We start from the raw sequence: 22,982 nt of genomic DNA, 5'->3' as shown, positions 1-22,982 counted from the left end.
TGGTGAGCCATGAAGATCTATCTGGCAGGTCCCGACGTGTTCCTGCCGGATGCCATTGAAATCGGCCGGCGGAAGGCCGCGATCTGCGACCGCCACGGCCTGATCGGCCTCTACCCCCTCGACAACAGCATCGACCTCGCCTCCTCCGACGCCTCGCGCCAGATCTTCCATGGCAACGAGGCGATGATGGACGACGCCGATGCCATCATCGCCAATCTCACGCCGTTCCGCGGCCCCGGCGCCGATGCCGGCACGGTCTATGAGTTCGGCTACATGGCCGGATCCGGCAAGCTGTGTCTCGGCTACTGCAACGACCCGGCCATCTACGCCGATCGAGCCCGGCGCTTCACGGCGGTGACGGAGCAGGACGGCCGCCTGGTCGATGGCGAAGGCCTGACGGTCGAGGATTTCGGCCTGCCCGACAATCTCATGATGATCCACGCGCTCGAGCTGCGCGGCCATCCACTGGTGCTGCCGCGCGAGCGGCCGGCGAATGTCTGGAACGATCTCTCGGCGTTCGAGCTGTGCGTGAAGCTAGCGGCGGAGCGGCTGGCCACGGTCTCGTAGGGTGGGCAAAGCGGCGCCGCCAGGTGCAGCGTGCCCACCGTCCATCCACGCTCTGCAATCGAGATGGTGGGCACGGCGCGTCAATTGCGATACGAGCTTGCGGAAACACCGGTGCACGCGCCTTTGCCCACCCTACGAGTCTCGCGTGGTGGCACGATCGATGACACGAACTCCCATGTCGTCCCTGCGAAAGCCGGGACCCATAACCACAGGACGGTGTGTTGGGCAGACACGTAGTTGCCATCTTCCTACAAACTACGTCCTGTGGTTATGGGTCCCGGGTCGGCGCACCGACGCGCGATGCGCGCCAGTGCTTGCCCGGGACGACACCGGAATGGTTGCGCGACCTCCACAACTCATGACCACTCCACAACTCATGACCATTCATCAAACCGCCCATGACCCCTGCCCGCAAACGCGCTGACATCCTCCTCGTCGAACGCGGCCTGTTCGAGAGCCGCGCGCGGGCGCAGGCGGCGATCGAGGCGGGGCTCGTGTTCGCCAACGACAAGCAGGTCGGCAAAGCCTCGGAGAGCATTCCCGCCGACGCCGTCCTGCAGGCCGAGCCGGCGCATCCCTGGGTGTCGCGTGGCGGCGTCAAGCTGGCGGCGGCGCTGGAGCATTACGGCATCGAGGTCGAGGACCATGTCTGCCTCGATGTCGGCGCCTCCACCGGCGGCTTCACCGAGGTGCTGCTGGCGAATGGCGCGGCGCTCGTGTTCGCGGTCGACGTCGGCCGCGACCAGTTGCACCCGTCATTGCGCAATCACCCGAAGATCATCTCGATGGAGCAGACCGACATCCGCAGCTACGACGGCAAGCGGCTGGCGCAGCGCCCCGACATCGTCGTGATCGACTGCAGCTTCATCTCGCTCAAGGCGGTGCTGCCGGCCGCGCTATCGCTCGCCGCCTCGCCGATGAGCCTGCTGGCGCTGATCAAGCCGCAATTCGAGGCGCAGGGAAAGCACGGCAAGGGCGGCATCATCAAGGATGCAGCCGTCCATCAAGCCGTGTGCGATGACATCGCCGCCTTCGCCGCCTCGCTCGGCTGCAGCGAAATCGCGATCTTTCCGTCATCGATCAAGGGCGGCGACGGCAACGCCGAATTCTTCCTGGGAGCGCGCCGCCATGGTTGAACGTCTCGTCATCGACCAGGTCGGCCATCGCGGCGATGGCGTGTCGCTGTCATCGGGCGAGGCGCTGTACGTGCCCTACACGCTGGCCGGCGAGACCGTGGAGACGGCCGTCGTGCCCGGCCATCCCGATCGCCGCAAGCTGCTCGCGGTGGAGACGGCGAGTCCCGAGCGGATCGCGCCGTTCTGCGCGCATTTCGGCGTGTGCGGCGGCTGCGCCATCCAGCACTGGATGCCCGGGCCCTATCAGCAATGGAAGCGCAACATCATCGTCGAGACGCTACGGGCCGCCAAGGTCGACTGCGACGTGGCCGATCTGATCGATGCCCACGGCGCCGGCCGGCGCCGCGCCACCTTCCACGCCCGGATGGGCACGCACGACGTTCTCAGGGTCGGATTCTCGGCCGCGAACAGCCACGATATCGTGCCGATCGACCGCTGCCCGATCCTCGATCCTGCTCTGGACGGTGCGCTGGAAGCCGCATGGGCCCTGGCTGAGGCGCTGAAGCCGACCGGCAAGCCGCTCGACATCCAGGCGACCGCGACCAGCAACGGCCTCGACATCGACATCCGCGGCTCCGGCCCGCTGCCGCCGCCGCGCATCGCGGCCCTGTCCCGCCTCGCCGAACAGCACCGACTGGCGCGGCTGACGCGCCACGGCGAGCTGGTGCTGATGCGCAATGCGCCAGTTGTCACGATGGGCACGGCGCAGGTGACGCTGCCGCCCGGCTCGTTTCTGCAGGCCACCGTGCAAGGCGAGGAGACGCTGGCGCAGCTCGTGATGGAGCGGACCGGCAAGGCCAAGCACGTCGCCGACCTGTTCTGCGGCGTCGGCCCGTTCGCGCTGCGGCTCGCCACGCGGGCGCGCGTCACCGCCATGGACAATGATGCCGGCGCGATCGCGGCGCTGCAGAAGGCGGCCGGGACGCCCGGCCTCAAGCCGATCAAGGCCGAGGCGCGCGACCTGTTCCGCCGCCCGCTGATGCCGCCGGAATTGCGCGACATCGATGCCGTCGTGTTCGACCCGCCGCGCCAGGGCGCGCAGGCCCAGGCCAGGCAGCTCGCGGCCAGCAAGGCGCCGGTGATCGTCGCGGTGTCCTGCAACGTCACCACCTTCGCCCGCGACGTCCGCATGCTGATCGACGGCGGCTACAAGCTCGAGACGGTCGTCCCCGTCGACCAGTTCCGCCACACGCCGCATGTGGAGTTGGTGGCGCGGCTGGTGCGGTGAGGCGGTGATGCGGGATGCCTATTAGTTGAGCGCAGAGCTTGCTCGGCACGAACGGTGCGCACCCTCTCCCCGTTCTTACGGGGAGAGGGTTGGGGTGAGAGGCAGCCGCACGGGAAGTGTCAGCAGGGGCAAACGCACCGGGTGTGTGCGTGGATAGACCTGTCCCCCTCACCCGGATTGCATCTTCGATGCAATCCGACCTCTCCCCGCAAGCGGGGCGAGGTGCACTGCCGCCGCTGCGAGATCCCGGCCACTCAAGAAACACGAGAGGTCAAGCAGCGGCGCTGCCGTGTCTATGACTGCTACCGCACCACGCTGACCTTCACCGGGGCGACGCCGGTGTGGATCATGCCGAGCGCCTGGGCGGCGGAGTAGGACACATCCACCACCCGGCCCTGCACGAACGGTCCACGGTCGTTGACACGCACCACCACCGAGCGGCCGGTCTTGACGTTGGTGACCTGCAAACGGGTGCCGAACGGCAGGCTGCGATGGGCGGCCGTCAGCTCGGAGGGATCGAAGCGTTCGCCGCTCGCGGTCTTGCGGCCTTCCGAGTAGTAGCTGGCGAGGCCCGACGAGGTGGCGTGGGCTGGAGGCGGGCTGAGCTCGGCCTGCTGGACGCGCACCACCGACTCCGGCGCCGTCTCCGCACGCTGCACCTGCGGCCGGAATTCGGCGGCAGCTTGCTTCGTCGGCGCCGCCCAGCGCGCCTGCCGGACCGCCGACGATTGCGCGCAGGCGGCGAGCGAAGCCGCCGCCGCACACAGCAGCGCTGGCCTCAGAAGTTGGGATGCGAGCCCTGCACCCGGGCCATGGACGACTGACGAGGGACCTGCTGTCCGGTCGATGATACGCATGTTCTGTGCGCCTCCGCCTCAACCCGCTCATGGTCGCGGCCCAATCGCGGCGGCACAGTGGCAAAGAGAATTTTGGCGCCATGCAACCCCTGGTTTTTCAGATCGTGTGTGGCTGTGAGGTCACAGATTCGCCGGATCGGCAACAGGACGGGGTTTTTCCACACGAGATCGGGATACCAATCCTTGCACCCGACACGCGTCCGATGGGTGCGCAGTGCACGCCTCCGACCAGGACAGGCGGTGTGAAGCGCTGCGCGCCGGTCGATGGCGGATCAGGGGCGCCGGTGTGGCGCAGCCCGGGTCACCGGCCCCAGCGATCCTGCCAGATCTTCTCGCCGATCGTGCAGGACACGCGCGGCTCCTTGTCGGCGTCATCGGCGACCGGCACGATGCGCGGCGGCGGTGCCCGTCCGGCGACCTCCATCAGCAGCTTGGTGCGGATGGCCTCCTTGAACTCCTCGCGGCTCTTGATCGTGACCACGAACGAGCCGTGGCCGCCGGTGACGCAATCCTTGTAGTAGAGATCGAGGTTCTCGATATCCATGGTCGAGTAGGACGGCTCCTTGACCATGATCGGCAGGCCGTTGATCGTGATGCCCTTGTTGACGGCCTCGTCGCGCGCGATCGTCACCGGCGAGGGACCGTTGTTGTTGGGCCCGTCGCCGGAGATGTCGATGACGCGGCGCAGCCCGCGATAGGGGTTCTCATCGAACAACGGCATGGCGAAGTAGATCGCGCCCGAGATCGAGGTGCGCGACGCCCGGCGGATCGGCGTCTTCATGATCTCGGCGGCGACGGCGTCGGCACTTTCCGGTCCGTCGATCAGGCGCCATGGAATGATGATCTTCTGGTCGCTCGAGGCCGCCCATTCGAAATAGGTCACGGCGATGCGGCCGTGCACGCCGTTCTTCAGCGCCTGCAGGAACTCGCGCGAGCTGAGCGCCTGGGCGTAGCCTTCGCGCTGGATCGCCAGCTCGTCCAGATCCATCGAGTAGGACACGTCGACGGCGAGGATGAGCTCAACGTCGACGGAGGCTTCCTTCTCGCTCAGTTGCTGCGCCGGCTGGGTCCTCGGCGCGGCCACGACGCTGGCGACGTCGCCGCCAGCCAAGGCGCCCGCCAGACACGCCACCCCGATCGAGATCCACCAGCGCATGAGCTGCCCTCCAATCGCGTCTGATGATGGTGACATGCAATCCGCAGAGCGCAAAGCGGGAACGCACACATCCATTCACATTCCGGTTAGTCCCCTGGATTGCCCGGATGTCAGGCAGCCGCGTGCGCCCATCGCGCAAGGCATGCAGCCCGTGGTTTCCCGGAGCGTTCGAAGCCTGTATCGTGGCGTGACTGCCGCATCAGGAACACAGGCGCGCCCTTCAAATGAACGATGCCGTCACCAAGCCCAAGACGAAGGTACGCACCAAGACCGAGCGTCCGCGGCTCTACAAGGTGATCCTCGTCAACGACGATTTCACGCCGCGCGATTTCGTGGTGATGATCCTGAAGGCGGAATTCCGCATGACCGAGGACCAGGCCTACAAGGTCATGATCACGGCCCATAAGCTCGGCGTCTGCGTGGTGGCGGTGTTCACAAAGGACGTCGCCGAGACCAAGGCGACGCGCGCGACCGATGCCGGCCGCGCCAAGGGATATCCGCTGCTGTTCACCACCGAGCCGGAGACCTGAGCCGGCGAACTAATTCCCTTCCTCGCGCAGCCCGAACACGCGTTGCGCGGTCGCGAGGCCAGCGATCGGAAATTCGCCGAGATCGGTCCAGAGATCGGTCAGCGGCTCGGGACAGGCGCCGGCAAAGGCCTCGGACGCGACCACCGTGCGCTTCAGCTGCGCGGCCATCTTCTCCAGCCTTGCGGCGAGATTGACGGCGGGGCCGATGCAGGTGAAGTCGAGCCGGTTGCCGCCGCCGATATTGCCATAGAGCAACCGTCCGACATGCAGCGCCACGCCGAAACGAAACCGCTCCCCGATGTCGCCGACCGCATATTCCAGCGCGTCGACGCGGGCGCGCGACGCCCGCGCCGCCGTGAGCACGCGGCCGCAGACCTCGCTCGGATCGCCGCCCTGCGCGCGAATGGGGAACACCGCGAGCAGGCCGTCGCCCATGAACTTGAGCACCTCGCCGCCCTGCTCGCGGATCGGATCCACCTGGCAGTCGAAGTACTGGTTGAGGATGTCGACGACGTTCTCGGCCGGCAGCCGGTCCGACAGCGGCGTGAAGCCGCGCAGATCCGACAACCAGATCGCCGCATCGAGCGTATCGGTGTGGCCGCGGCGGATCTGGCCGCCGAGGATGCGCTCGCCGGCGCTGTTGCCGACATAGGTGTCGAGCAGCATCGAGGCGGTCCGGCGCAGCGTGACGATCTCGGTGTAGCGTGCGAGCGCAGGCATCAGCGACCGGATCGCGTTCAGCTGCGCGTCGGTGAAGCCTCTTGGAGATTTGGTGGTCCAGCTCGAGGCATGGACCGCGCGATCGATGAAGGTCATCGGCAAGGCGAGATAGTCGGTCACGCCCTCGGCACGCAGATCCATCAGGATCGGAAAACGCTCCGCCTGCGGATGGCGAGGATCGGCCCCGAACTCCCTGCCATGCTCGAACACGAGCGCGAGCGGACTGTCCGTGTAGGCCGGGGTGCTCTCGAAACCGAAATCGACCGTGCCCATCTCGACCTCGGCGCCCTGGCGCCAGATGAAGCTGCGGCCGGCGATATCGGGATGAAGGGTGCGGACGAACACGCCGACGCGCCACAACGGGATGCCGAGCCCGACCAGGCGCTCGCAGCATTCGGACATCATCTGGCTCGGCGTCGCCGCGGAGCGCGCACCATCGACCAGCCAGTCCTTGATGTCCCGCAGCTTGGAAGTGTCCATGGGCTGAGATTAAGCGACGGACGTGACAACAGTAAACAGGCACTCCGTGCGCGACCAACCGACCTGGCCGCGATGGCGCAGCAGATGATCGGCGAGCACGCAGGCCATCATCGCCTCGCCCACCGGGCCCGTGCGGATTGCCGACGCAGGGGTCGTGATGGCCCTTGGTGAGGCTCTTCGTGACAGCTCATGGAGACAGCGAGACGCACGCGGCGTGGCGGCAATTTTAGCCATTTGCGAGGAAGGCCGTTCAGCTCCGCGCGGTATCCTGACACGATGAGAGAGACCCTCCGCAGCGTATCATCCACCATTGTTCCTCAGACCTCGTTCGGACCGTTGCGGCTACTGCCGGCGCTGCCATGGCTCATCCTCGCCGCGGCAATGCGGGTGATCGCGTTTGCCGGCGGACCGGCCAGCCTGCCCGCTCTGGTCGTGGCCGCGGTCGCCGTGCTGCACGCCTTCATCGTCACGGCGCAGCGCTGTATCGAGGCAAGCGGCGGCCAGACGAACCTCGGCGAGCTGAGCGTCACCGACCAGCTTCGATTGTCCCTGGCCGTGCTATGGCGGATCGCCTTGCTGATGATCGCGGCTGCGCTAGCCCTGGTGTTCACGCCCTATGCGGGACAGAGCCCCCATCTGATGGCCGGACTGGATGGCATGGCCTTCGACCAGTTCACGCATCTCGGCCGGTTCTGGAGCGCATTCATCGCAGCGCTGGTGCTGCTGATGATCCTGCAGGCCGAGCGCAACAATGGCCGGACCGCGTTCTTCCCCGCACTCGGTGAGTTCGCTCGGCGCGGGCTATGGCTCGGGACCGCCGTGCTGGTGCTGGGCCTGGTCAACATCGGACTGGGCTACGGCCAGAATGCCGTCCGTAGCCTGATCTGGACGTTCGGGCAGACCGAGGCCAGTCAGTTCGCCAAGAACCTGGTGTTCTTCGTGTTCATCTTCTCGTTCGCGATGCTGCGGCTGTGGGTCACGCTCTCGATCGTGACCTTCGGGCTGAAGGCGTCGTATGTGTACGGCGAGAACGATTAACCTACCCCACCTGGCCGCGATGGCGCAGCAGGTGATCGGCGAGCACGCAAGCCATCATTGCCTCGCCGACGGGAACCGCGCGGATGCCGACGCAGGGGTCGTGACGGCCCTTGGTCAGGATCTCGGTCTCCTGGCCTGAGCGGTCGACGGTCTGGCGCGGGGTGAGGATCGACGAGGTCGGCTTGACCGCGAAGCGCAGCACGATCGGCTGTCCCGTGGCGATGCCGCCGAGAATGCCCCCGGCATTGTTGGAGAGGAAGCGCGTGCCGTCATTGGCCGAGCGCATCTCGTCGGCATTCTCCTCGCCGGTCAGCTCGGCCGCACCGAAGCCGGCGCCGATCTCGACCCCCTTCACGGCGTTGATGCTCATCATCGCCGCGGCGAGATCGGCATCGAGCTTGCCGTAGAGCGGCGCGCCAAGTCCCGCCGGCACGCCCTCGGCGACGATCTCGAGCACGGCGCCGATCGACGAGCCGGCCTTCCTGATGCCGTCGAGATAGTCCTCGAAGAACGCCGCCTTTTCCTTGTCGGGGCAGAAGAAGGGATTGCGCGCGACCTCGTCCCAGTCCCAGTTGCCGCGGTCGATCTTGTGCGGCCCCATCTGCACCAGCGCGCCGCGCACCTTCACGTCGGGCAGGACCTTGCGCGCGATCGCGCCGGCCGCAACGCGCGTCGCGGTCTCGCGCGCCGAGGACCGGCCGCCGCCGCGATAGTCGCGCAGGCCGTATTTGGCCTCGTAGGTGAAGTCGGCATGGCCGGGACGAAACTTGTCCTTGATCTCGGAATAGTCCTTGGAGCGCTGGTCGGTGTTCTCGATCAGGAGCGCGATCGGTGTGCCCGTGGTGACCTGCACTCCGGTGTCGGGATCGGCCATCACGCCGGACAGGATCTTCACCTGGTCCGGCTCCTGGCGCTGGGTGGTGAAGCGCGACTGGCCGGGACGGCGGCGGTCGAGATCACGCTGGATCTCCTCCGCTTGCAGCGGGATCCGCGGCGGACAGCCGTCGACCACGCAGCCGATGGCCACGCCATGGCTCTCGCCGAAGGTGGTGACGCGGAACATGTGGCCGAAGGTGTTGAAGGACATGAGCTGATCACCCAATCGGAAAAACCGTCATTCCGGGACGGTCCGAAGGACCAGACCCGGACTCTCGAGATTCCGGTTTCGCCTCTCACGACGCGCCCCGGAATGACGGGGACAAACTAACTGTACTTCTCGAAGCCGTTCTCGCCGAACACATAGACCGCGCCCTGCTGGATCGGCAGGTCGACGGCGCCGTGCGGCGTCTCGAAGCCCAGCGCGACCATCAGCGCCCGCGCCGTGCCGCCATGGGCGACCGCCACGATATCGCCAGACAGCCCATCGTACCAGTCGCGCACGCGGCGCTCGACGTCGGCATAGGTCTCGCCGCCCTCGGGCGCCAGCGACCATTTGTCGGTCAGCCGCCGGGCATAGAAGGCGGGATCGGCCGCCTGCATTTCCGGCAGCGTCGCCCCTTCCCATTTGCCGTAGCCGATCTCGCGCAGCCGGGCATCGAGCGCATAGCCCTCGGCTGGCAGCCTCAGGGTCTCACGCACCAGTTCCATGGTCGCGCGGGCGCGGCTGAGCGGGCTCGCGACGTAAGGCAGGCGCGCCGCATCATGGCCGTTGCGCGCAGCGAGCTCGGCCAGGAGGTTGCCGGCCTGCACCGCCTGCACCCGCCCGAGCGCGTTCAGCGGAATGTCCTGCGTGCCCTGCAGCCGGCCGAGCGCATTCCATTCCGTCTCGCCGTGGCGGATGTAGTAGATCGTGGGCCGTGGCATTGCGTGTTGACGTTAGTCCTTGGCGCCGACGGAGTTGCTGAGCGAGATGTCGGGCGCCTCGGGCCGCTTCATGCCGACGACATGATAGCCGGAATCGACGTGATGCACCTCGCCGGTGACACCACGCGACAGGTCGGACAAGAGATACAGCGCGCTGTCGCCGACCTCTTCGATGGTCACGGTCCGGCGCAGCGGCGCGTTGTATTCGTTCCACTTCAGAATATAGCGGAAGTCACCGATGCCCGACGCGGCCAGCGTCTTGATCGGGCCGGCCGAGATCGCGTTGACGCGGATGCTCTTCTCGCCGAGATCGGCGGCGAGATAGCGCACGCTGGCTTCCAGCGCGGCCTTGGCGACGCCCATCACATTGTAGTGCGGCATCCACTTCTCGGCGCCGTAATAGGTCAGGGTGATGATCGAGCCGCCGTCGGTCATCAGCTTCTCGGCGCGCTGCGCGATCGCGGTCAGCGAGTAGCAGCTGATCAGCATGCTCTTGGAGAAATTGTCCTGCGTGGTCTCGATGTAGCGGCCGTCGAGCTGGTCCTTGTCGGAGAAGGCGATGGCGTGGACGACGAAATCGATCTTGCCCCACTTCTCCTTGAGCACGTCGAACACGGCATCGATGGTCGATGGATCGGTGACGTCGCAATGGCCGAGCACGAGGCCGCCGAGCTCAGCCGCCAGCGGCTCGACCCGCTTCTTCAGCGCGTCGCCCTGGTAGGTCAGCGCGATCTCCGCGCCGGCCGCGCGCGCGGCCTTGGCAATGCCCCAGGCGATCGAGCGGTTGTTGGCCACGCCGAGGACCACCCCGCGCTTGCCCTGCATCAAACCTGAAATCTGCGCCATGCGGCTTCCCATCGAACTGATTATGAGAGCATGATCCGGAAAAGTGGAAACCGGTTTTCCGAAAGATCATGCTCAAACAAGGAGATGAGCATCATGCGTTTCCGTGGAAGCGCATCATGCTCTGAGGACTGGACGTACACCACCGGTCTGGCCCGGTACAGCCCCATTCCGCCCGCTCTGTGGCAAACGCCCAGCCAGCTTGCCCGGCTGGAATAGGCCTGAGATCGCGGGGTTATGATCTTTGCAAGGCGCCGGCTGCGGCCTGCGCCCTTGTCATCGCAGCGAACAGCCGCAGGGCAGTCCATGAACGCGTTCCGCCAGAGCGTCGAGACCATGATTCCGGCACTGCGCCGTTATGCCCGGGCGTTGGCGCGCGACATGGACGCGGCCGACGAGCTGGTCCAGGACACGCTGGTGCGGGCGCTGCGCTCGGAACGGCTGTTCCTGGGCGGCGACATCAGGAGCTGGCTGTACACGATCCTGACCAATCTGAACAAGAACCGCCGGCGCTCCCTGGCACGGCGACCTCACTTCATGCCGCTCCAGGACGACAATGCCGACGCCAGCGGCACTGAGGCCGAGGGCCGGGACATCGAGCGCGCGCTGGCGACCCTGGTGGAGGAGCAGCGCGCGGCGCTTCTCCTCGTCGTGCTCGAAGGCATGAGCTACCGCGAGGTCGCCGACATCCAGGGTGTCCCGATCGGCACCGTGATGTCCCGCCTCGCCCGCGCCCGCGCGCATGTCCGTGCCGTGCTCGAGGGCGAGCGGCCGGCGCTGCGGAGGGTGAAATGACCACTGCACAAAAGCCGCCCTGCCATGTTCGGCTGCCCAAGCCTGCAGCGACCGCGCATCGCCGCAGCCGCTCGATTGCAACGAGATCCCGATGATGACCGAGCCGACCATTCCCGTCACCGAAGACGAGCTGCACGCCTACGTCGACAACGAGCTGCCGGCCGAGCGCCGCAGCGACGTCGAGCGCTGGCTGGCCGCGCATCCGGCGGACGCCGAGCGCGTGCAATCCTGGCGCAGCATGGCTGAGGCGCTCCATGCCCGCTACGATTCGATCGTCAACGAGCCGGTGCCGCCGCGGCTCGACCTCGACGGTCTGGAGCGCCGGCCGCGGCGCTGGGTCGTCGCGGCCATGGCGGCAAGCGTGGCGGCCTTCGCGGCCGGCGGCGCGGTCGGCTGGGTCGCGCGTGGCGCTACGTCCTCGCCGTCGCCGCTGCAGGCCCTCGCCGGCGAGGCGCTCGATGCGCACCGACTCTACGTCGTGGAGGTGCGCCATCCGGTTGAGGTCCCCGGCGACGAGAAGGCCCATCTGCAGCAATGGCTGACGCGGCGCTGCGGCCGCACCGTGCAGGCGCCGGAGCTGGAAACCACCGGACTGAAGCTCGTCGGCGGCCGGCTGCTGCCGGGGCCGACCGGTCCGGCGTCCTTCCTGATGTACGAGAGCACCTCCGGCGAGCGCTTCACGGTGTATGCGACCAAGGTCGGGATCGAGGCGGCCGAGATGCGCTATACGGCGCAGGGCAACACCGCTGCGCTGTCCTGGGCGGAGCGCGGCGTCAGCTACGTCGTCAGTGGCAGCAGCGACCGGACGCGTCTCACCCAGGTCGCGCGCCTTGTTTATGACCAGTCCGAACGGGCGGGCGGCTAGCGGCGGACCATTGCCCGATTTCGCGAGGTGCCGGCCTCGGCGCGATTACGGCCGTGATCAGAAGCGTTTGCAGGATGGCCGCAAACGCTGCGCGAAAGCGTACCGATCCCCGCCTCGCCCGGGCGGGAGACACGCCAAGGTCGGCGCCGCAATTCGGTCACCGGAAATCTGGAATCAGGTCACCGGCACGTCTCAATATAGCGCCAAATGTTCACGAAAAAATGAGGAGTGTTCGATCCGCCGATCGACACGGAAGCGGCCTCGATCGGGGTTTTGTACCGCGCTGGTCCCCCTTTCGAGGCCGCACTTTTTCTCTCAGCTTTCCAGCTCGCCCCCTCAACTTTAAGCCGAGTGGCCTACAACGCGCAACCTCAGGAGAGGTTGCTGCGCGGATTGTAGGGATGGCGGTCGCGCCATTTGGTCATCAGGGCTTCGAGCTCGGCATCGTTGCCGTCGGGCAGCACGATCCGGGTGGTGACGAACAGATCGCCGACCGAGCCATCGCTCTTGGGCAGGCCCTTGCCCTTGAGCCGGAAGGTGCGGCCGCTGGAGGTGTTCTTCGGGATCGACAGCTCGACCGCGCTGCCGAGCGTCGGCGCCCTCACCTTGGCGCCCAGGACCGCCTCGTAAAGCGTGATCGGCAGATCGAGCCTGAGGTCGCTGCCCTCGACCTTGAAGAACGGATGCGGCGCGATCTGGATCGTGATCAGGAGATCACCTGGCCGGTGTCCGGGCGCGCTCTCGCCCTGCCCCTTCAGCCTGATCTGCTGGCCGGCGGTGACGCCAGCGGGGACCTTGACGTTGAGCTCCTTGCCCGACGGCAGCCGAACGCGCTTCTCGCCGCCCTTCACGGACTCCTCGAGCGAGACCGACATCGCAACCTTCAGATCGAGGTCGAGGCCGACTCCGCCGGTGTCGAACTCGAACGAACCGCCGCCGCCGCCACGCGCACCGCGCGGGCCAGCGCCGCCGAACATGCTGTTCAGGATGTCCTCGAATCCGCCACCGCCAAAGCCGCCACCCGGCCCGCCGCCGCTGCGGAAGGTATAATTCTCGAATCCGCCCCCCGGCCCGCCGCGGCCGGCGCCGCCGCCAGGGAAGCCCTGGAAGCGCGGCTTGCCTTCGGCGTCGATCTCGCCGCGATCGAACTGCTTGCGCTTCTCCTCGTCGCCCAGGATCTCGTTGGCCGAATTGATCTCGGCAAACCGCGCCGATGCCTTCGGATCATCCTTGTTGCTGTCGGGGTGGTGCTTCTTGGCGAGCTTGCGATAGGCGCTCTTGATGGCCGCAGCGCTGGCGCTTCGCGGCACCCCCAAGACCTCATAGGGGTCGCGCATCCGTCACGTCTCCTTACAGAAAGTCAGATACTAACCTATGGGCTCCCCGCCCGCTTTGCATTTCATCTGGGGAGTCCGTTGTATTTTTGCAACGGGTTCCTGATGGTCCCGGCTAGCTTTGCTGCCAGGGTTTGAGCGTCTGGATGTCCCAGCGCCCACGCTCGATACGGCACGCCGAGCCCTGCAGCCAGCGCTCCGTCTTGCCGTTGACGTAGCTCGCGAGGAAATCGCGGCACGTGCGGCCGTTGTCGGCCGTGTAGGACTTGGCGATCGGCGTCACCGAGCCGCGAGCGCCGGTCTGCGGATTCTGCCAGGGCTGGCTGGAATCCTTGCTCCCCCTGGTCAGCACGTCCGACGCGGCGTTGCGGGCAAAAGCGAGATCGGCTTCGGTCGGCTCGCGCTCGGGCGGCGGGCTGACCGCGCCGGTGATCTCCGCATCGTCCATCTTGGCAAAGGCCGTTTCAGGGCGAGACAGGCTGCAGCCGCCGCCGGACAGGCCGATTAGAATGAGTGTCAAAGCGGTGCCGGCATGACCGATCGCGGATAGGCCAAGTCGGACCGATGCCCTATATAGGACCGGACCCGGATGGACTTGCGCGCGCTTGGCCGCGGGTGAACGCAAAACTCGGACTCCCCAAAGACATGACCGACCCCACGAGCATCAAACACCAGACAATCTTAACATCCGGTACATCGGCCGATTTTACCCAGGCCGGCGAGCCGTTTGCGCTGTTTGCCGACTGGTTTGCGGAGGCCAGCAAGAGCGAGCCCAACGATCCGAATGCGATGGCGCTGGCGACGGTCGACGATAGCGGGTTGCCCGACGTGCGCATGGTGCTGATGAAGGGCTATGACCAGGACGGCTTCGTCTTCTACAGCCACAAGGCCAGCCAGAAGGGCCGTGAGCTCGCCGCCAATCCGAAGGCCGCGCTGCTGTTTCACTGGAAGTCGCTGCGCCGCCAGGTCCGCATCCGCGGCCTCGTGACGCCGGTGAGCGACGAGGAGGCCGACGCCTATTTCGCGACCCGGCCGAAGCAGGCGCAGCTCGGCGCCTGGGCCAGCAAGCAGTCGCAGCCGCTGGAGAGCCGGTTCGCGTTCGAGCAGGCGATCGCCAAGGTCGCCACGCAATACATCATCGGCGAGGTGCCGCGGCCGCCGGGATGGAGCGGCTGGCGCATCGCGCCCATCAGCATGGAGTTCTGGCACGACCGGCCGTTCCGCCTGCACGACCGCATCGAATTCCGCCGCGACGCCGCCGACCAGCCGTGGACCAAGGTGCGGATGTATCCGTGAGACATCGCCGAGCGCGCCAGCGCCCGGCTGCCGGCGTCTGATGCCTTGTCGGACGAATCGCCCGCGCGTGCGTGAATCGAGCGCCGCACCTGCAACCATTGTGGTAAGTTGATCCGTCCGGGATCGTGAGAGACCCAGTTCATGCCGACTCCTTCGAACCAGCCGCGGCGCACGATGCTGCTGACCGGCGCCAGCCGCGGCATCGGTCATGCCACCGTCATCCGATTCTCCTCCGCCGGCTGGCGCGTCATCACCTGCTCGCGGCATCCCTTCCCCGAGGAATGTCCGTGGGGCGCAGGTCCCGAAGACCACATCCAGGTCGACCTTGCCGATCCCGAGGACACGCTGCGGGCGATCGAGGAGGTCAAACAGCGCATGGACAGTGGCGAGCTGCATGCGCTGGTGAACAACGCCGCGATCTCGCCGAAGGGCGCCGGCGGCGCCCGGCTCGGCACCGTCGACACCGACCTCGACACCTGGAATCACGTCTTCCGCGTCAACTTCTTCGCGCCGATCATGATGGCGCGCGGCCTGATCAAGGAGCTGAAGGCGGCCAAGGGCTCCGTCGTCAACGTCACCTCGATCGCCGGCTCGCGCGTGCATCCCTTCGCCGGCGCGGCCTACGCGACCTCCAAGGCGGCGCTGGCCGCGCTGACCCGCGAGATGGCGTCGGATTTCGGCCGCGTCGGCGTCCGCGTCAACTCGATCGCGCCGGGCGAGATCGACACCTCGATCCTGTCGCCGGGCACCGAGAAGATCGTGCAGGAGCAGATCCCGATGCAGCGCCTCGGCACCCCCGACGAGGTCGCCAAGATCATCTATGTGCTGTGCACGGAGACCAGCTCCTACGTGAACGGCGCCGAGATCCACATCAACGGCGGCCAGCACGTCTGAGACCGTCGCCGCGGAGGGGCCTGCCCGTCTCCGGTTTGGTTCACGGCGGATTGCCGCGCGCGGCAAGTTCCAGATGGCCGTGCGAAGCGGCGATTAACACCGTTTCCGAAGATCGATTCGGCCGCCACAAACAAAACAGCGCTCCCGGAGGAGCGCTGTTCAAGGGATGACATCGGCTGCTGAATTTCCGATCGTGGACTTTCGGGCGGCATTGCCGGGATACCGCTCGGCCGAGAACAGTCGTTCAGCCTTCGCACACCAGGCCACGAAGGATCTGCGCGGCGCGCCAGCGCAGGCGGTCGGACTCGACGTTGAGGGCGCTGGAGCAATCATCCTCGCGCTCGTCGTCATCGAGCTCGGCGCCGCAATAGCGGCAGGTGCGCGGCGACAGCGCATGGGCCACGACGATGTCGGCGCGGCTGCGTTGATAGTTGGCCAGCTCGATCACGTTGTTCGATGCCGTTATGCGTTTCTCAACCATTGCCGCCTCTTGGATAAGGCGCGATGAACGCGCCCTCGAGCTCTGCCTTGCATGCCACGCGCCGAGACGCTCGTAGTCGGTCATGCTCACGAGCAGATTTATCGCAGAGAAGTTTCGATCAAACGTTCAGGGTTCCCGTCAAATTTTACCTGAGGAATTGGGGCGGCTTTGCAGCGGCGTTGCGGCTGGCCTAACAAGTATTTCTGTTATGCGTTGCACGTTGCCGCTTGTGACACTTGCAGTGCATAGCGACTATCAGTCGGCGGCACGCGACCAACGAACATGTCGCCCACGCAGCTAACAACGGGGCACGAATGAGGCGCTGCGGATGGCCGCTTTGCCGCAGCCTTCGCGCGGGCGAGCGGCCTGGGGCGGCCGGCGATTCCAGCTCGGCTGCGCTACAGCCACTTCTTCAATTTGAAGATGTAGTACGGCACGATCGCACAGATCAGCATCAGCACCAACGCCATCGGATAGCCGTGCACCCATTCGAGCTCCGGCATCATCTTGAAGTTCATGCCGTAGATCGATGCGATCAAGGTCGGCGGCATCAGGACCACCGCCATCACCGAGAACAGCTTGATGATGTTGTTCTGCTCGAGGTTGACGACGCCGAGCATCGCATCCAGCACGAAGGTGATCTTGCTCGCGAGGTAGGACGCGTGGTCGGTCAGCGAGGCGACGTCGCGCTGCATGGTCTTGAGCTGCTCGCGCATGTCCTTCGACCACTTCACGCCTTCGACCACCGCAGACAGGAAGGTGACGAGGCGGCCGATCGACACCAGGCTCTCACGCACCTTCGAGGTCAGGTCGCCCTTGCGCCCGATCGCGATCAGAATCTGCGAATATTGCTTGGCGTGTCCGTGACGCTCATTGTTCGGCTCGAAGATCTCGTGGCTGACCTGATCGATATCAGCCCCGACCTTCTCGAGAATGTCGGCGCAGCGGTCGATCACGGCGTCGAGCAGCTCCATCAGCACCATCTCGCCGGTGATCCCGGGCGCACAGTTGCGGGCGAGCTTGGCCTCCACCACCGCGAACGGGCGCGGCTGGTCGTAACGCACCGTCACCAGGCGGTGGCCCGCCAGGATGAAGGTGACTGCCGTGGTCCTCGGCATATCGGAGTCCGAGTGACACATCAGCGTGGCCGTCATGTAGCGGGCCCCGTTCTCGATGTAGAGACGGCTCGAGATCTCGATCTCCTGCATGTCCTCGCGGGTCGGCACCGCGATCCCGGCCAGCTTTTCCACGGCCCGGTCCTCGGCGCTGCTCGGGTTCACGAGGTCGACCCAGACCGCATTGTCGGGCAGAGCCGCGGGATCGGTGATCGCCAGCTTCTTCAGCGCGGCTTCGGACGGAACGAACACCGAGAACATGGACAAAACTCCGAATCGCGAAACGTGAATTTTCGGGGACGTAGCGGCGGGATGCTGCCGCCTTGTGACGCAGCTTGCGAGCCCGGTCCATGGGCTTTCTCGCGAAGGCCATGGTCTCAAGGGTAACGCCCCGGCGGAGAGACGATCGTGCCATTCGGAGCACAGCTGTGGATGACTGCCCGCATTTTTGCGGCAAAAAAGCAACAATCGCGGCGCTGCAGCGTGACCTGTGCGTGTATCGGCTGGAATTGAGAACGATTTTGACGATAATGGGACATGTGGAATCGCGCTGCAGTGGCGCGGCCGTACCATTGCAACGTCAGCTGTCAATTGGAATTGGTGACATGTCGCTGAAGGTGAAACTCGGACTCCTGGCCGCCGGCCTGATGCTGTCGGGCTGCATGCAGGCCACGACGTACGAGGCGACCAACACGCAGGCCTTCAAGCCGAAGGACAAGGAGCTTCTCGCGAAGATCCGCTACACCAACACGCCGGTGGCCGAGCCCTATCGGCGCGCGATCGTCGAGTATCACCGCAAGGAAGCCCCGGGCTCGATCGTCGTCGATTCCGACAGCCACTACCTCTATTACGTCCTCGATGGCGGCAAGGCGATTCGCTACGGCATCACCGTCGGCGAAGAGGCGATGGCGTGGTCGGGCATCGCGAAGGTCGGCGCCATGACCGAATGGCCGGCCTGGCATCCGACCAAGGGCGAGATCGAGCGCCTGGGCGTTCCGACCTTCGTCGCGCCGGGTCCCGACAATCCGATGGGCTCACGCGCGATGTACCTCTATGCCAACGGCAAGGACACGCTGTTCCGCATCCACGGCACCAACCAGCCGGAATATATCGGCGCCTCGATCTCCTCGGGCTGCATTCGCCTGACGAACGAAGATGCGATCGACCTCTATAACCGGGTGAAGGTCGGCACCATCGTCGTGGTGCTGGATCCGAAGAAGGGTGATTCGCCCTACAAGCCGCAGATGGCGCTGCAGGGCGGCGGCACCTTCGCTGCGATGCAGTGAGCCCCGGCTGAAGCCGGTACGATATTCAAAAGCCGAGAAGCGCGTTTAGCAGCCTTTCCAAGGCGCCGGTCACCCGGCGCCTTTTTGTTTGGGGCTTAGAACAATCCGCGGAACGGATCCCAGCCACGCCGGCCGTGATGGCGCTTCCGTGGAGCCGGCTTCGATGGCGAAGCCCGTTCCCCACTTGAGCTGTTCAGGGCGCGCTGGTCCCGCCCGGCTGTATTCCGTGCCTTGTCGGACGCTACGGTCGGCGCGCGCGTCTCTGCGGCGACGCGTCCGGACTTTTGCTGTTCAGGCGCAGACTTCGACGCGGTCTGCCGATTGCGGACCGTTCCGGCGGGCTTTGCGGCCGGAGGCTGCGCTTCCGTATCGGCCCGTCCGGAGCGGTCGTCAGCAGAAGGGCTCTGCGCGGTGGCCGGCGGCTCGGCCTTCTCGTCGGTACCGGCGCGACCGCTGCTGTTGTGTTCGGCGTCGGTGCTCGCGGTCTTCCGGACATTTTCGGTGCCAGCCTGCGCGGTCTCGCGTGACGGCGCGTCGTCGGGCCTGGCGGCGGGCATCAGGGGCGCGACCTTCGGCAGCGGGTCGAGCACGTCCCATTGGCAGATGCGGTAGTTGTTGCGGCGTTCGATCAGGTCGAGATGAATGTGGTCCTCGTGGTACCAATCCGAATCGGGGCCGAGCACCGTGGAGAAATGGGTGCAGACCGCGTGCAGCACGGACTCGCGCAAATCGCGCGGCTGATTTCGGTCGGTGAGATCGATCATGCGGCCGTCGGCCAGCTTGAAGCCGTGGACGTCCAGCGCATTGGCACGGCCGTGCTCCGATAGCTGCGCGCCGCTGACATTGTTGCGGCCGCGGCACTGATAGGAATCGAAATTGTCGAGCGCAGTGACCGCGCTGCCGAGCCGTTCGGCCAGCGGCGCCACATCGTTGCGCACCCAGTTGACGACCGCGGTCGCCATCGGACAACGCATGGTCGCCGCGGGCGTCAGCGCCACCCTGCGCTTGTCAGGCAGCACCACCGCCTCCAGCCGCACCAGGTCCTCGCCGCCGCAGCCGCCGGGCCCCTTGATCGGCGGAATCGACGGCGCGATCGCGACCTCTTCGGTCAGGGCCAGCCTGCAGGCCGAAGGCGGCGGCGGGGCTTGGGCATCCACCTTTGCACCGGCGCTGGCCGCGTCGCGCGGAGCGGCATCCTCCCCCTTGGCCGCCTCCCGCGCCGGCGCATCGGCAGGCCGTGGCTGCGGAAGCGGCACCTTGGCAACACCGTCGGCCAGCTTCGCTGCGGGCTCGGCGGCCGTGGGCGGGCTGCGGTGCGCCGATTTCGCGGCCGCCGCCGGCGCCGCCATGAGCCAGCTCAATGCGATCGCCACGGCCACAGCGCTAACCATCACGCCCGGCGCGACGTCGTGGCCATCACAAGCCCATTTGCGTCGGGTGCGGCGCGCGCTAAAATTGACCAAAGAGACCAAAAGACCCTCGCTGCAAGCGAATACCGGAGGAACGACCTGATGCTTGGTTTGATGCAAGACTGGCCCCTGCTTTGTCACCGGATCATCGAGCATGCGGCGACAATCCACGGCTCCCAGGAGGTCGTGACCCGCTCGGTCGAGGGCCCCATCGTTCGCACCACCTACCGGCAGATCCGCGACCGCGCTCTCAAGGTCTCGCAGAAGCTGACGCGCGACGGCATCAAGCTGGGCGACCGCGTCGCCACCATCGCCTGGAATACCGGCCGTCATCTCGAGGTCTGGTACGGCATCATGGGAATCGGCGCGATCTGTCACACGGTCAATCCGCGCCTGTTTCCCGAGCAGATCGGCTGGATCATCAACCATGCCCAGGACCGCATCGTCATCACCGATCTGACGTTCGTGCCAATCCTCGAGAAGCTCGCCGACAAGCTGCCGAGCGTCGAGCGCTACATCGTGCTGACCGACGCCGCGCACATGCCGCAGACGACGCTCAAGAACGCCGTCGCCTACGAATCGTGGATCGGCGAGGCCGACGGCGACTTCGCCTGGGGCACCTTCGACGAGAACACCGCAGCCGCGATGTGCTACACGTCCGGCACCACGGGCGATCCGAAAGGTGTGCTGTATTCGCATCGGTCCAACGTGCTGCATGCGTTGATGGCCAATAGCCGGGATTCACTCGGTACGTCCGCAGCAGACACAATGCTTCCGGTGGTTCCGCTGTTCCATGCCAACAGCTGGGGCATTGCCTTCTCCGCTCCGTCGATGGGCACCAAGCTGGTGATGCCCGGCCCCAAGCTCGACGGCGCGTCCGTCTACGAGCTGCTCGACACCGAGAAGGTGACCTACACCGCCGGCGTGCCGACGGTGTGGCTGATGCTGCTGCAGCACATGCAGGCGCATAACCTCAAACTGCCGCATCTGAAGATGGTGGTGTGCGGCGGCTCGGCAATGCCGCGCTCGATGATCCAGGCCTTCCTCGACATGGGTATCGGCGTGCGCCATGCCTGGGGCATGACCGAGATGAGCCCGATCGGCACGCTCGCTACCCTGAAGCCGCCGTTCCTCGCCGCCGACGGCGACGCCAAGCTCGACGTGCTGCAGACCCAGGGCTTCCCGCCGTTCGGCGTCGAGATGAAGATCACCGACGATGCCGGCACCGAGTTGCCGTGGGACGGCAAGACCTTCGGCCGGCTCAAGGTGTCCGGGCCCGCGGTGTCGAAGGCCTACTACAAGGTCGACAGCAACATCCTCGACGATGAAGGCTTCTTCGACACCGGCGACGTCGCAACCGTCGACGAGCATGGCTACATGCGCATCACCGACCGCTCCAAGGACGTCATCAAGTCCGGCGGCGAATGGATCTCCTCGATCGACCTGGAGAATCTCGCGGTCGGCCATCCCGCGATCGCCGAGGCTGCCGTCATCGGCGTCTATCATCCAAAATGGGATGAGCGCCCGCTGCTGATCGTGCAATTGAAGCCCGGCCAGACGACGACGCGCGAGGACATCCTGAAATACATGGAGGGCAAGATCGCCAAATGGTGGATGCCCGATGACGTCGCCTTCGTCGACGGCATTCCGCACACGGCAACGGGCAAGATCCTGAAGACCGCGCTGCGCGACCAGTTCAAGAGCTACCGCTTCCCCAACGCCGCAGCTTAGCAACAACTCCCGTTCCGCGCGAGACTCACGGCCCCTGCGCCCCCGCGGGGGCCGTTTGCGTTCCGCGCAAAAAGTTCCATCGCCCTCGCCTCGACCAAAGGCGAATAGGAAGCCCATGGGCGGGTTCCTAAGGTCCGGCACCATAAAAAACGAGGGAACGCCACCATGCGAAAATCAATCCGCCTGCTGCCCTGGCTGCTGGGAGCATCACTGGTCGCCACGGCCGCTCACGCCGCCGGCAACAAGGTCGTGATCGGCGACATCGACGACATGTCCGGGCTCTATGCCGACGTGATCGGGCCGGGCGGCGTCGAGGCTGCAAAGATGGCGATCGAGGATTTCGGCGGCAGCGTGCTCGGCAACAAGATCGAGTTCATGGAGAGCGATCATCAGAACAAGCCGGACGTCGGCGCCCAGAAATTGCGCGAGTGGGCCGATCGCGACGGCGTCACCATGATCCTCGGCGGCTCCAACACGGGGGTCAGCCTCGCGATGGCCACCGCCGCCAAGGAGAAGAAAATACCGTTCATTGCGATCGGTGCCGCCGGCGCCTCGCTGACGGGCAAGGACTGCACGCCCTACACCGTCCACTACGCCTACGATACGACCTCGCTCGCCAACGGCACCGCCAAGACCATGGTCAGCCAGGGCGGCAAGAGCTGGTTCTTCCTGACCGCCGACTACGCCTTCGGCACCCAGTTGCAGGAGGCCGCGTCCAAGGTGGTCGAGGCCAATGGCGGCAAGGTGGTCGGAGCGGTCCGCGTGCCGCTCTCGACCTCGGATTTCTCCAGCTATCTGCTGCAGGCGCAAGGCTCGGGCGCGCAGGTTCTGGGCCTCGCCAATGCCGGCAACGACTTCACGAACTCGATCAAGGCCGCGGATGAATTCGGCATCGCCAAGACGATGAAGCCGGCGGCGCTGCTCGCCTTCGTCAGCGACATCCACAGTCTCGGCCTGAAGACCGCGCAGGGTCTCTATCTCACCACCGGCTGGTATTGGGACCTCAACGACAAGACCCGCGCCTTCGCCAAGCGCTACTTCGAAAAGACCAAGCGCGAGCCGACCATGAACCAGGCCGCCTACTACTCGGCGACGACGACCTACCTCAATGCCGTGAAGGCGGCCGGCACCACCGACTCCGACAAGGTCATGGACCAGCTGCGCAAGATGAAGATCGACGACATGTTCACGTCGAACGGCAAGATCCGCGCCGACGGCCTGATGGAGCACGAGATGTACATCATGCAGGTCAAGAAGCCGGAGGAGTCGAAGTACCCCTGGGACTACTACAAGCTGATCCAGACGATGTCGGGCGAGGAGGCGTTCGGCAAGCTCGCCGACTCGGCCTGCCCGCTGGTGCATGGGCACTGAGCATCCGGCGCAGCCTGACCAAGGAAGCCGCGGCCCCTCCCTTTCGG

Annotated in this window: 22 protein-coding genes and 2 pseudogenes; 12 read left to right on the top strand and 12 right to left on the bottom strand. The window is 66.0% G+C overall.

Going from position 1 to position 22,982, the window contains the following annotated elements; genetic code table 11:
- The first annotated feature begins 9 nt into the window (after window positions 1-9).
- From QX128_RS20165 to QX128_RS20155, 3 genes are all read left to right on the top strand, one after another.
- Window positions 10-567, top strand: coding sequence for a nucleoside 2-deoxyribosyltransferase (locus QX128_RS20165; RefSeq protein ID WP_315802321.1), 558 nt, complete (start codon window positions 10-12; stop codon window positions 565-567).
- Between the two features lie 398 nt (window positions 568-965).
- Entirely contained in the window at window positions 966-1,703 is a 738-nt protein-coding gene (locus QX128_RS20160; RefSeq protein ID WP_315802320.1) for a TlyA family RNA methyltransferase, read from the top strand.
- A complete protein-coding gene (locus QX128_RS20155) occupies window positions 1,696-2,931 on the top strand; it encodes a class I SAM-dependent RNA methyltransferase (protein WP_315802319.1) in 1,236 nt (411 codons plus the stop codon). The genes QX128_RS20160 and QX128_RS20155 overlap by 8 nt, the downstream gene beginning before the upstream one ends.
- 302 nt (window positions 2,932-3,233) lie before the next feature.
- Here the strand turns inward: QX128_RS20155 and QX128_RS20150 are convergent, their stop codons facing one another.
- Together QX128_RS20150 and QX128_RS20145 are read right to left on the bottom strand one after the other, a co-directional pair.
- The gene (locus QX128_RS20150) at window positions 3,234-3,788 is read right to left on the bottom strand and encodes a septal ring lytic transglycosylase RlpA family protein (RefSeq protein WP_315802318.1); all 555 of its coding nucleotides are present in this window, start codon (window positions 3,786-3,788) and stop codon (window positions 3,234-3,236) included.
- A 301-nt stretch (window positions 3,789-4,089) separates the two neighbouring features.
- The gene (locus tag QX128_RS20145) at window positions 4,090-4,944 is read right to left on the bottom strand and encodes a DUF1194 domain-containing protein (RefSeq protein WP_315802317.1); all 855 of its coding nucleotides are present in this window, start codon (window positions 4,942-4,944) and stop codon (window positions 4,090-4,092) included.
- Between the two features lie 224 nt (window positions 4,945-5,168).
- Between QX128_RS20145 and clpS the strand changes: the two genes are divergently transcribed.
- Window positions 5,169-5,474 (top strand): ATP-dependent Clp protease adapter ClpS, encoded by a 306-nt coding sequence (gene clpS, locus QX128_RS20140; protein WP_035654766.1) that lies wholly within the window; start codon window positions 5,169-5,171, stop codon window positions 5,472-5,474.
- Window positions 5,475-5,483: 9 nt separating this feature from the next.
- Here the strand turns inward: clpS and QX128_RS20135 are convergent, their stop codons facing one another.
- Entirely contained in the window at window positions 5,484-6,674 is a 1,191-nt protein-coding gene (locus QX128_RS20135) for an adenylate/guanylate cyclase domain-containing protein (protein ID WP_315802316.1), read from the bottom strand.
- A 9-nt stretch (window positions 6,675-6,683) separates the two neighbouring features.
- A pseudogene (locus QX128_RS20130) lies at window positions 6,684-6,855 on the bottom strand (chorismate synthase); the annotation flags it as partial.
- Between the two features lie 95 nt (window positions 6,856-6,950).
- Between QX128_RS20130 and QX128_RS20125 the strand changes: the two are divergent.
- Entirely contained in the window at window positions 6,951-7,712 is a 762-nt protein-coding gene (locus tag QX128_RS20125) for a hypothetical protein (RefSeq protein WP_316178361.1), read from the top strand.
- Between the two features lies 1 nt (window position 7,713).
- Here the strand turns inward: QX128_RS20125 and aroC are convergent, their stop codons facing one another.
- The 3 genes from aroC to fabI form a co-directional block, all read right to left on the bottom strand.
- A complete protein-coding gene (aroC, locus tag QX128_RS20120; protein ID WP_316238316.1) occupies window positions 7,714-8,799 on the bottom strand; it encodes a chorismate synthase in 1,086 nt (361 codons plus the stop codon).
- A 116-nt stretch (window positions 8,800-8,915) separates the two neighbouring features.
- Window positions 8,916-9,515 carry a histidine phosphatase family protein gene (locus tag QX128_RS20115; protein ID WP_316238315.1) on the bottom strand — a complete coding sequence of 200 codons (600 nt, stop codon included), beginning with the start codon at window positions 9,513-9,515 and terminating at the stop codon, window positions 8,916-8,918.
- 12 nt (window positions 9,516-9,527) lie between these two features.
- Entirely contained in the window at window positions 9,528-10,361 is an 834-nt protein-coding gene (gene fabI, locus QX128_RS20110) for an enoyl-ACP reductase FabI (RefSeq protein WP_316238314.1), read from the bottom strand.
- A gap of 303 nt (window positions 10,362-10,664) precedes the next feature.
- Between fabI and QX128_RS20105 the strand changes: the two genes are divergently transcribed.
- Both QX128_RS20105 and QX128_RS20100 read left to right on the top strand, forming a co-directional pair.
- Complete coding sequence (locus QX128_RS20105) at window positions 10,665-11,153, top strand: sigma-70 family RNA polymerase sigma factor (RefSeq protein WP_315802311.1); 489 nt, start codon at window positions 10,665-10,667, stop codon at window positions 11,151-11,153.
- Window positions 11,154-11,244: 91 nt separating this feature from the next.
- Window positions 11,245-12,018, top strand: coding sequence for an anti-sigma factor (locus QX128_RS20100; RefSeq protein WP_316238313.1), 774 nt, complete (start codon window positions 11,245-11,247; stop codon window positions 12,016-12,018).
- A gap of 371 nt (window positions 12,019-12,389) precedes the next feature.
- Here QX128_RS20100 and QX128_RS20095 read toward each other — a convergent pair whose 3' ends face one another.
- Both QX128_RS20095 and QX128_RS20090 read right to left on the bottom strand, forming a co-directional pair.
- On the bottom strand, window positions 12,390-13,355 hold the full coding sequence (locus QX128_RS20095; protein ID WP_316238312.1) for a DnaJ C-terminal domain-containing protein: 966 nt from the start codon (window positions 13,353-13,355) through the stop codon (window positions 12,390-12,392).
- A gap of 112 nt (window positions 13,356-13,467) precedes the next feature.
- Entirely contained in the window at window positions 13,468-13,872 is a 405-nt protein-coding gene (locus QX128_RS20090) for an RT0821/Lpp0805 family surface protein (protein WP_315802308.1), read from the bottom strand.
- A 125-nt stretch (window positions 13,873-13,997) separates the two neighbouring features.
- Here QX128_RS20090 and pdxH point away from each other — a divergent pair, with 125 nt between their 5' ends.
- On the top strand, window positions 13,998-14,648 hold the full coding sequence (gene pdxH / locus QX128_RS20085) for a pyridoxamine 5'-phosphate oxidase (protein ID WP_316238311.1): 651 nt from the start codon (window positions 13,998-14,000) through the stop codon (window positions 14,646-14,648).
- Between the two features lie 141 nt (window positions 14,649-14,789).
- The gene (locus tag QX128_RS20080; RefSeq protein WP_315802306.1) at window positions 14,790-15,542 is read left to right on the top strand and encodes an SDR family oxidoreductase; all 753 of its coding nucleotides are present in this window, start codon (window positions 14,790-14,792) and stop codon (window positions 15,540-15,542) included.
- A gap of 244 nt (window positions 15,543-15,786) precedes the next feature.
- Here the strand turns inward: QX128_RS20080 and QX128_RS20075 are convergent, their stop codons facing one another.
- Entirely contained in the window at window positions 15,787-16,107 is a 321-nt protein-coding gene (locus tag QX128_RS20075) for a hypothetical protein (RefSeq protein WP_409997915.1), read from the bottom strand.
- Window positions 16,108-16,421: 314 nt separating this feature from the next.
- The gene (locus tag QX128_RS20070; RefSeq protein ID WP_315802305.1) at window positions 16,422-17,399 is read right to left on the bottom strand and encodes a magnesium transporter CorA family protein; all 978 of its coding nucleotides are present in this window, start codon (window positions 17,397-17,399) and stop codon (window positions 16,422-16,424) included.
- A 344-nt stretch (window positions 17,400-17,743) separates the two neighbouring features.
- Here QX128_RS20070 and QX128_RS20065 point away from each other — a divergent pair, with 344 nt between their 5' ends.
- A complete protein-coding gene (locus QX128_RS20065; protein WP_315802304.1) occupies window positions 17,744-18,424 on the top strand; it encodes a L,D-transpeptidase in 681 nt (226 codons plus the stop codon).
- Between the two features lie 308 nt (window positions 18,425-18,732).
- On the opposite strand, the pseudogene QX128_RS20060 reads toward QX128_RS20065, so the two are convergent.
- A pseudogene (locus QX128_RS20060) lies at window positions 18,733-19,815 on the bottom strand (extensin family protein); the annotation flags it as partial.
- A gap of 120 nt (window positions 19,816-19,935) precedes the next feature.
- Between QX128_RS20060 and QX128_RS20055 the strand changes: the two are divergent.
- Both QX128_RS20055 and QX128_RS20050 read left to right on the top strand, forming a co-directional pair.
- Entirely contained in the window at window positions 19,936-21,564 is a 1,629-nt protein-coding gene (locus QX128_RS20055) for a fatty-acid--CoA ligase (RefSeq protein WP_316238309.1), read from the top strand.
- 165 nt (window positions 21,565-21,729) lie between these two features.
- Window positions 21,730-22,935: an ABC transporter substrate-binding protein gene (locus tag QX128_RS20050; RefSeq protein WP_316218401.1), complete on the top strand. Its 1,206-nt coding sequence runs from the start codon at window positions 21,730-21,732 to the stop codon at window positions 22,933-22,935.
- Window positions 22,936-22,982: the final 47 nt, after the last annotated feature.

This window comes from Bradyrhizobium sp. SZCCHNR1015, assembly GCF_032489875.1.
In the GTDB taxonomy this organism is placed as follows: Bacteria; Pseudomonadota; Alphaproteobacteria; order Rhizobiales; family Xanthobacteraceae; genus Bradyrhizobium.
Note: the sequence above shows the minus strand (reverse complement) of the source record. Positions and strands in the feature narration are given on the sequence as shown.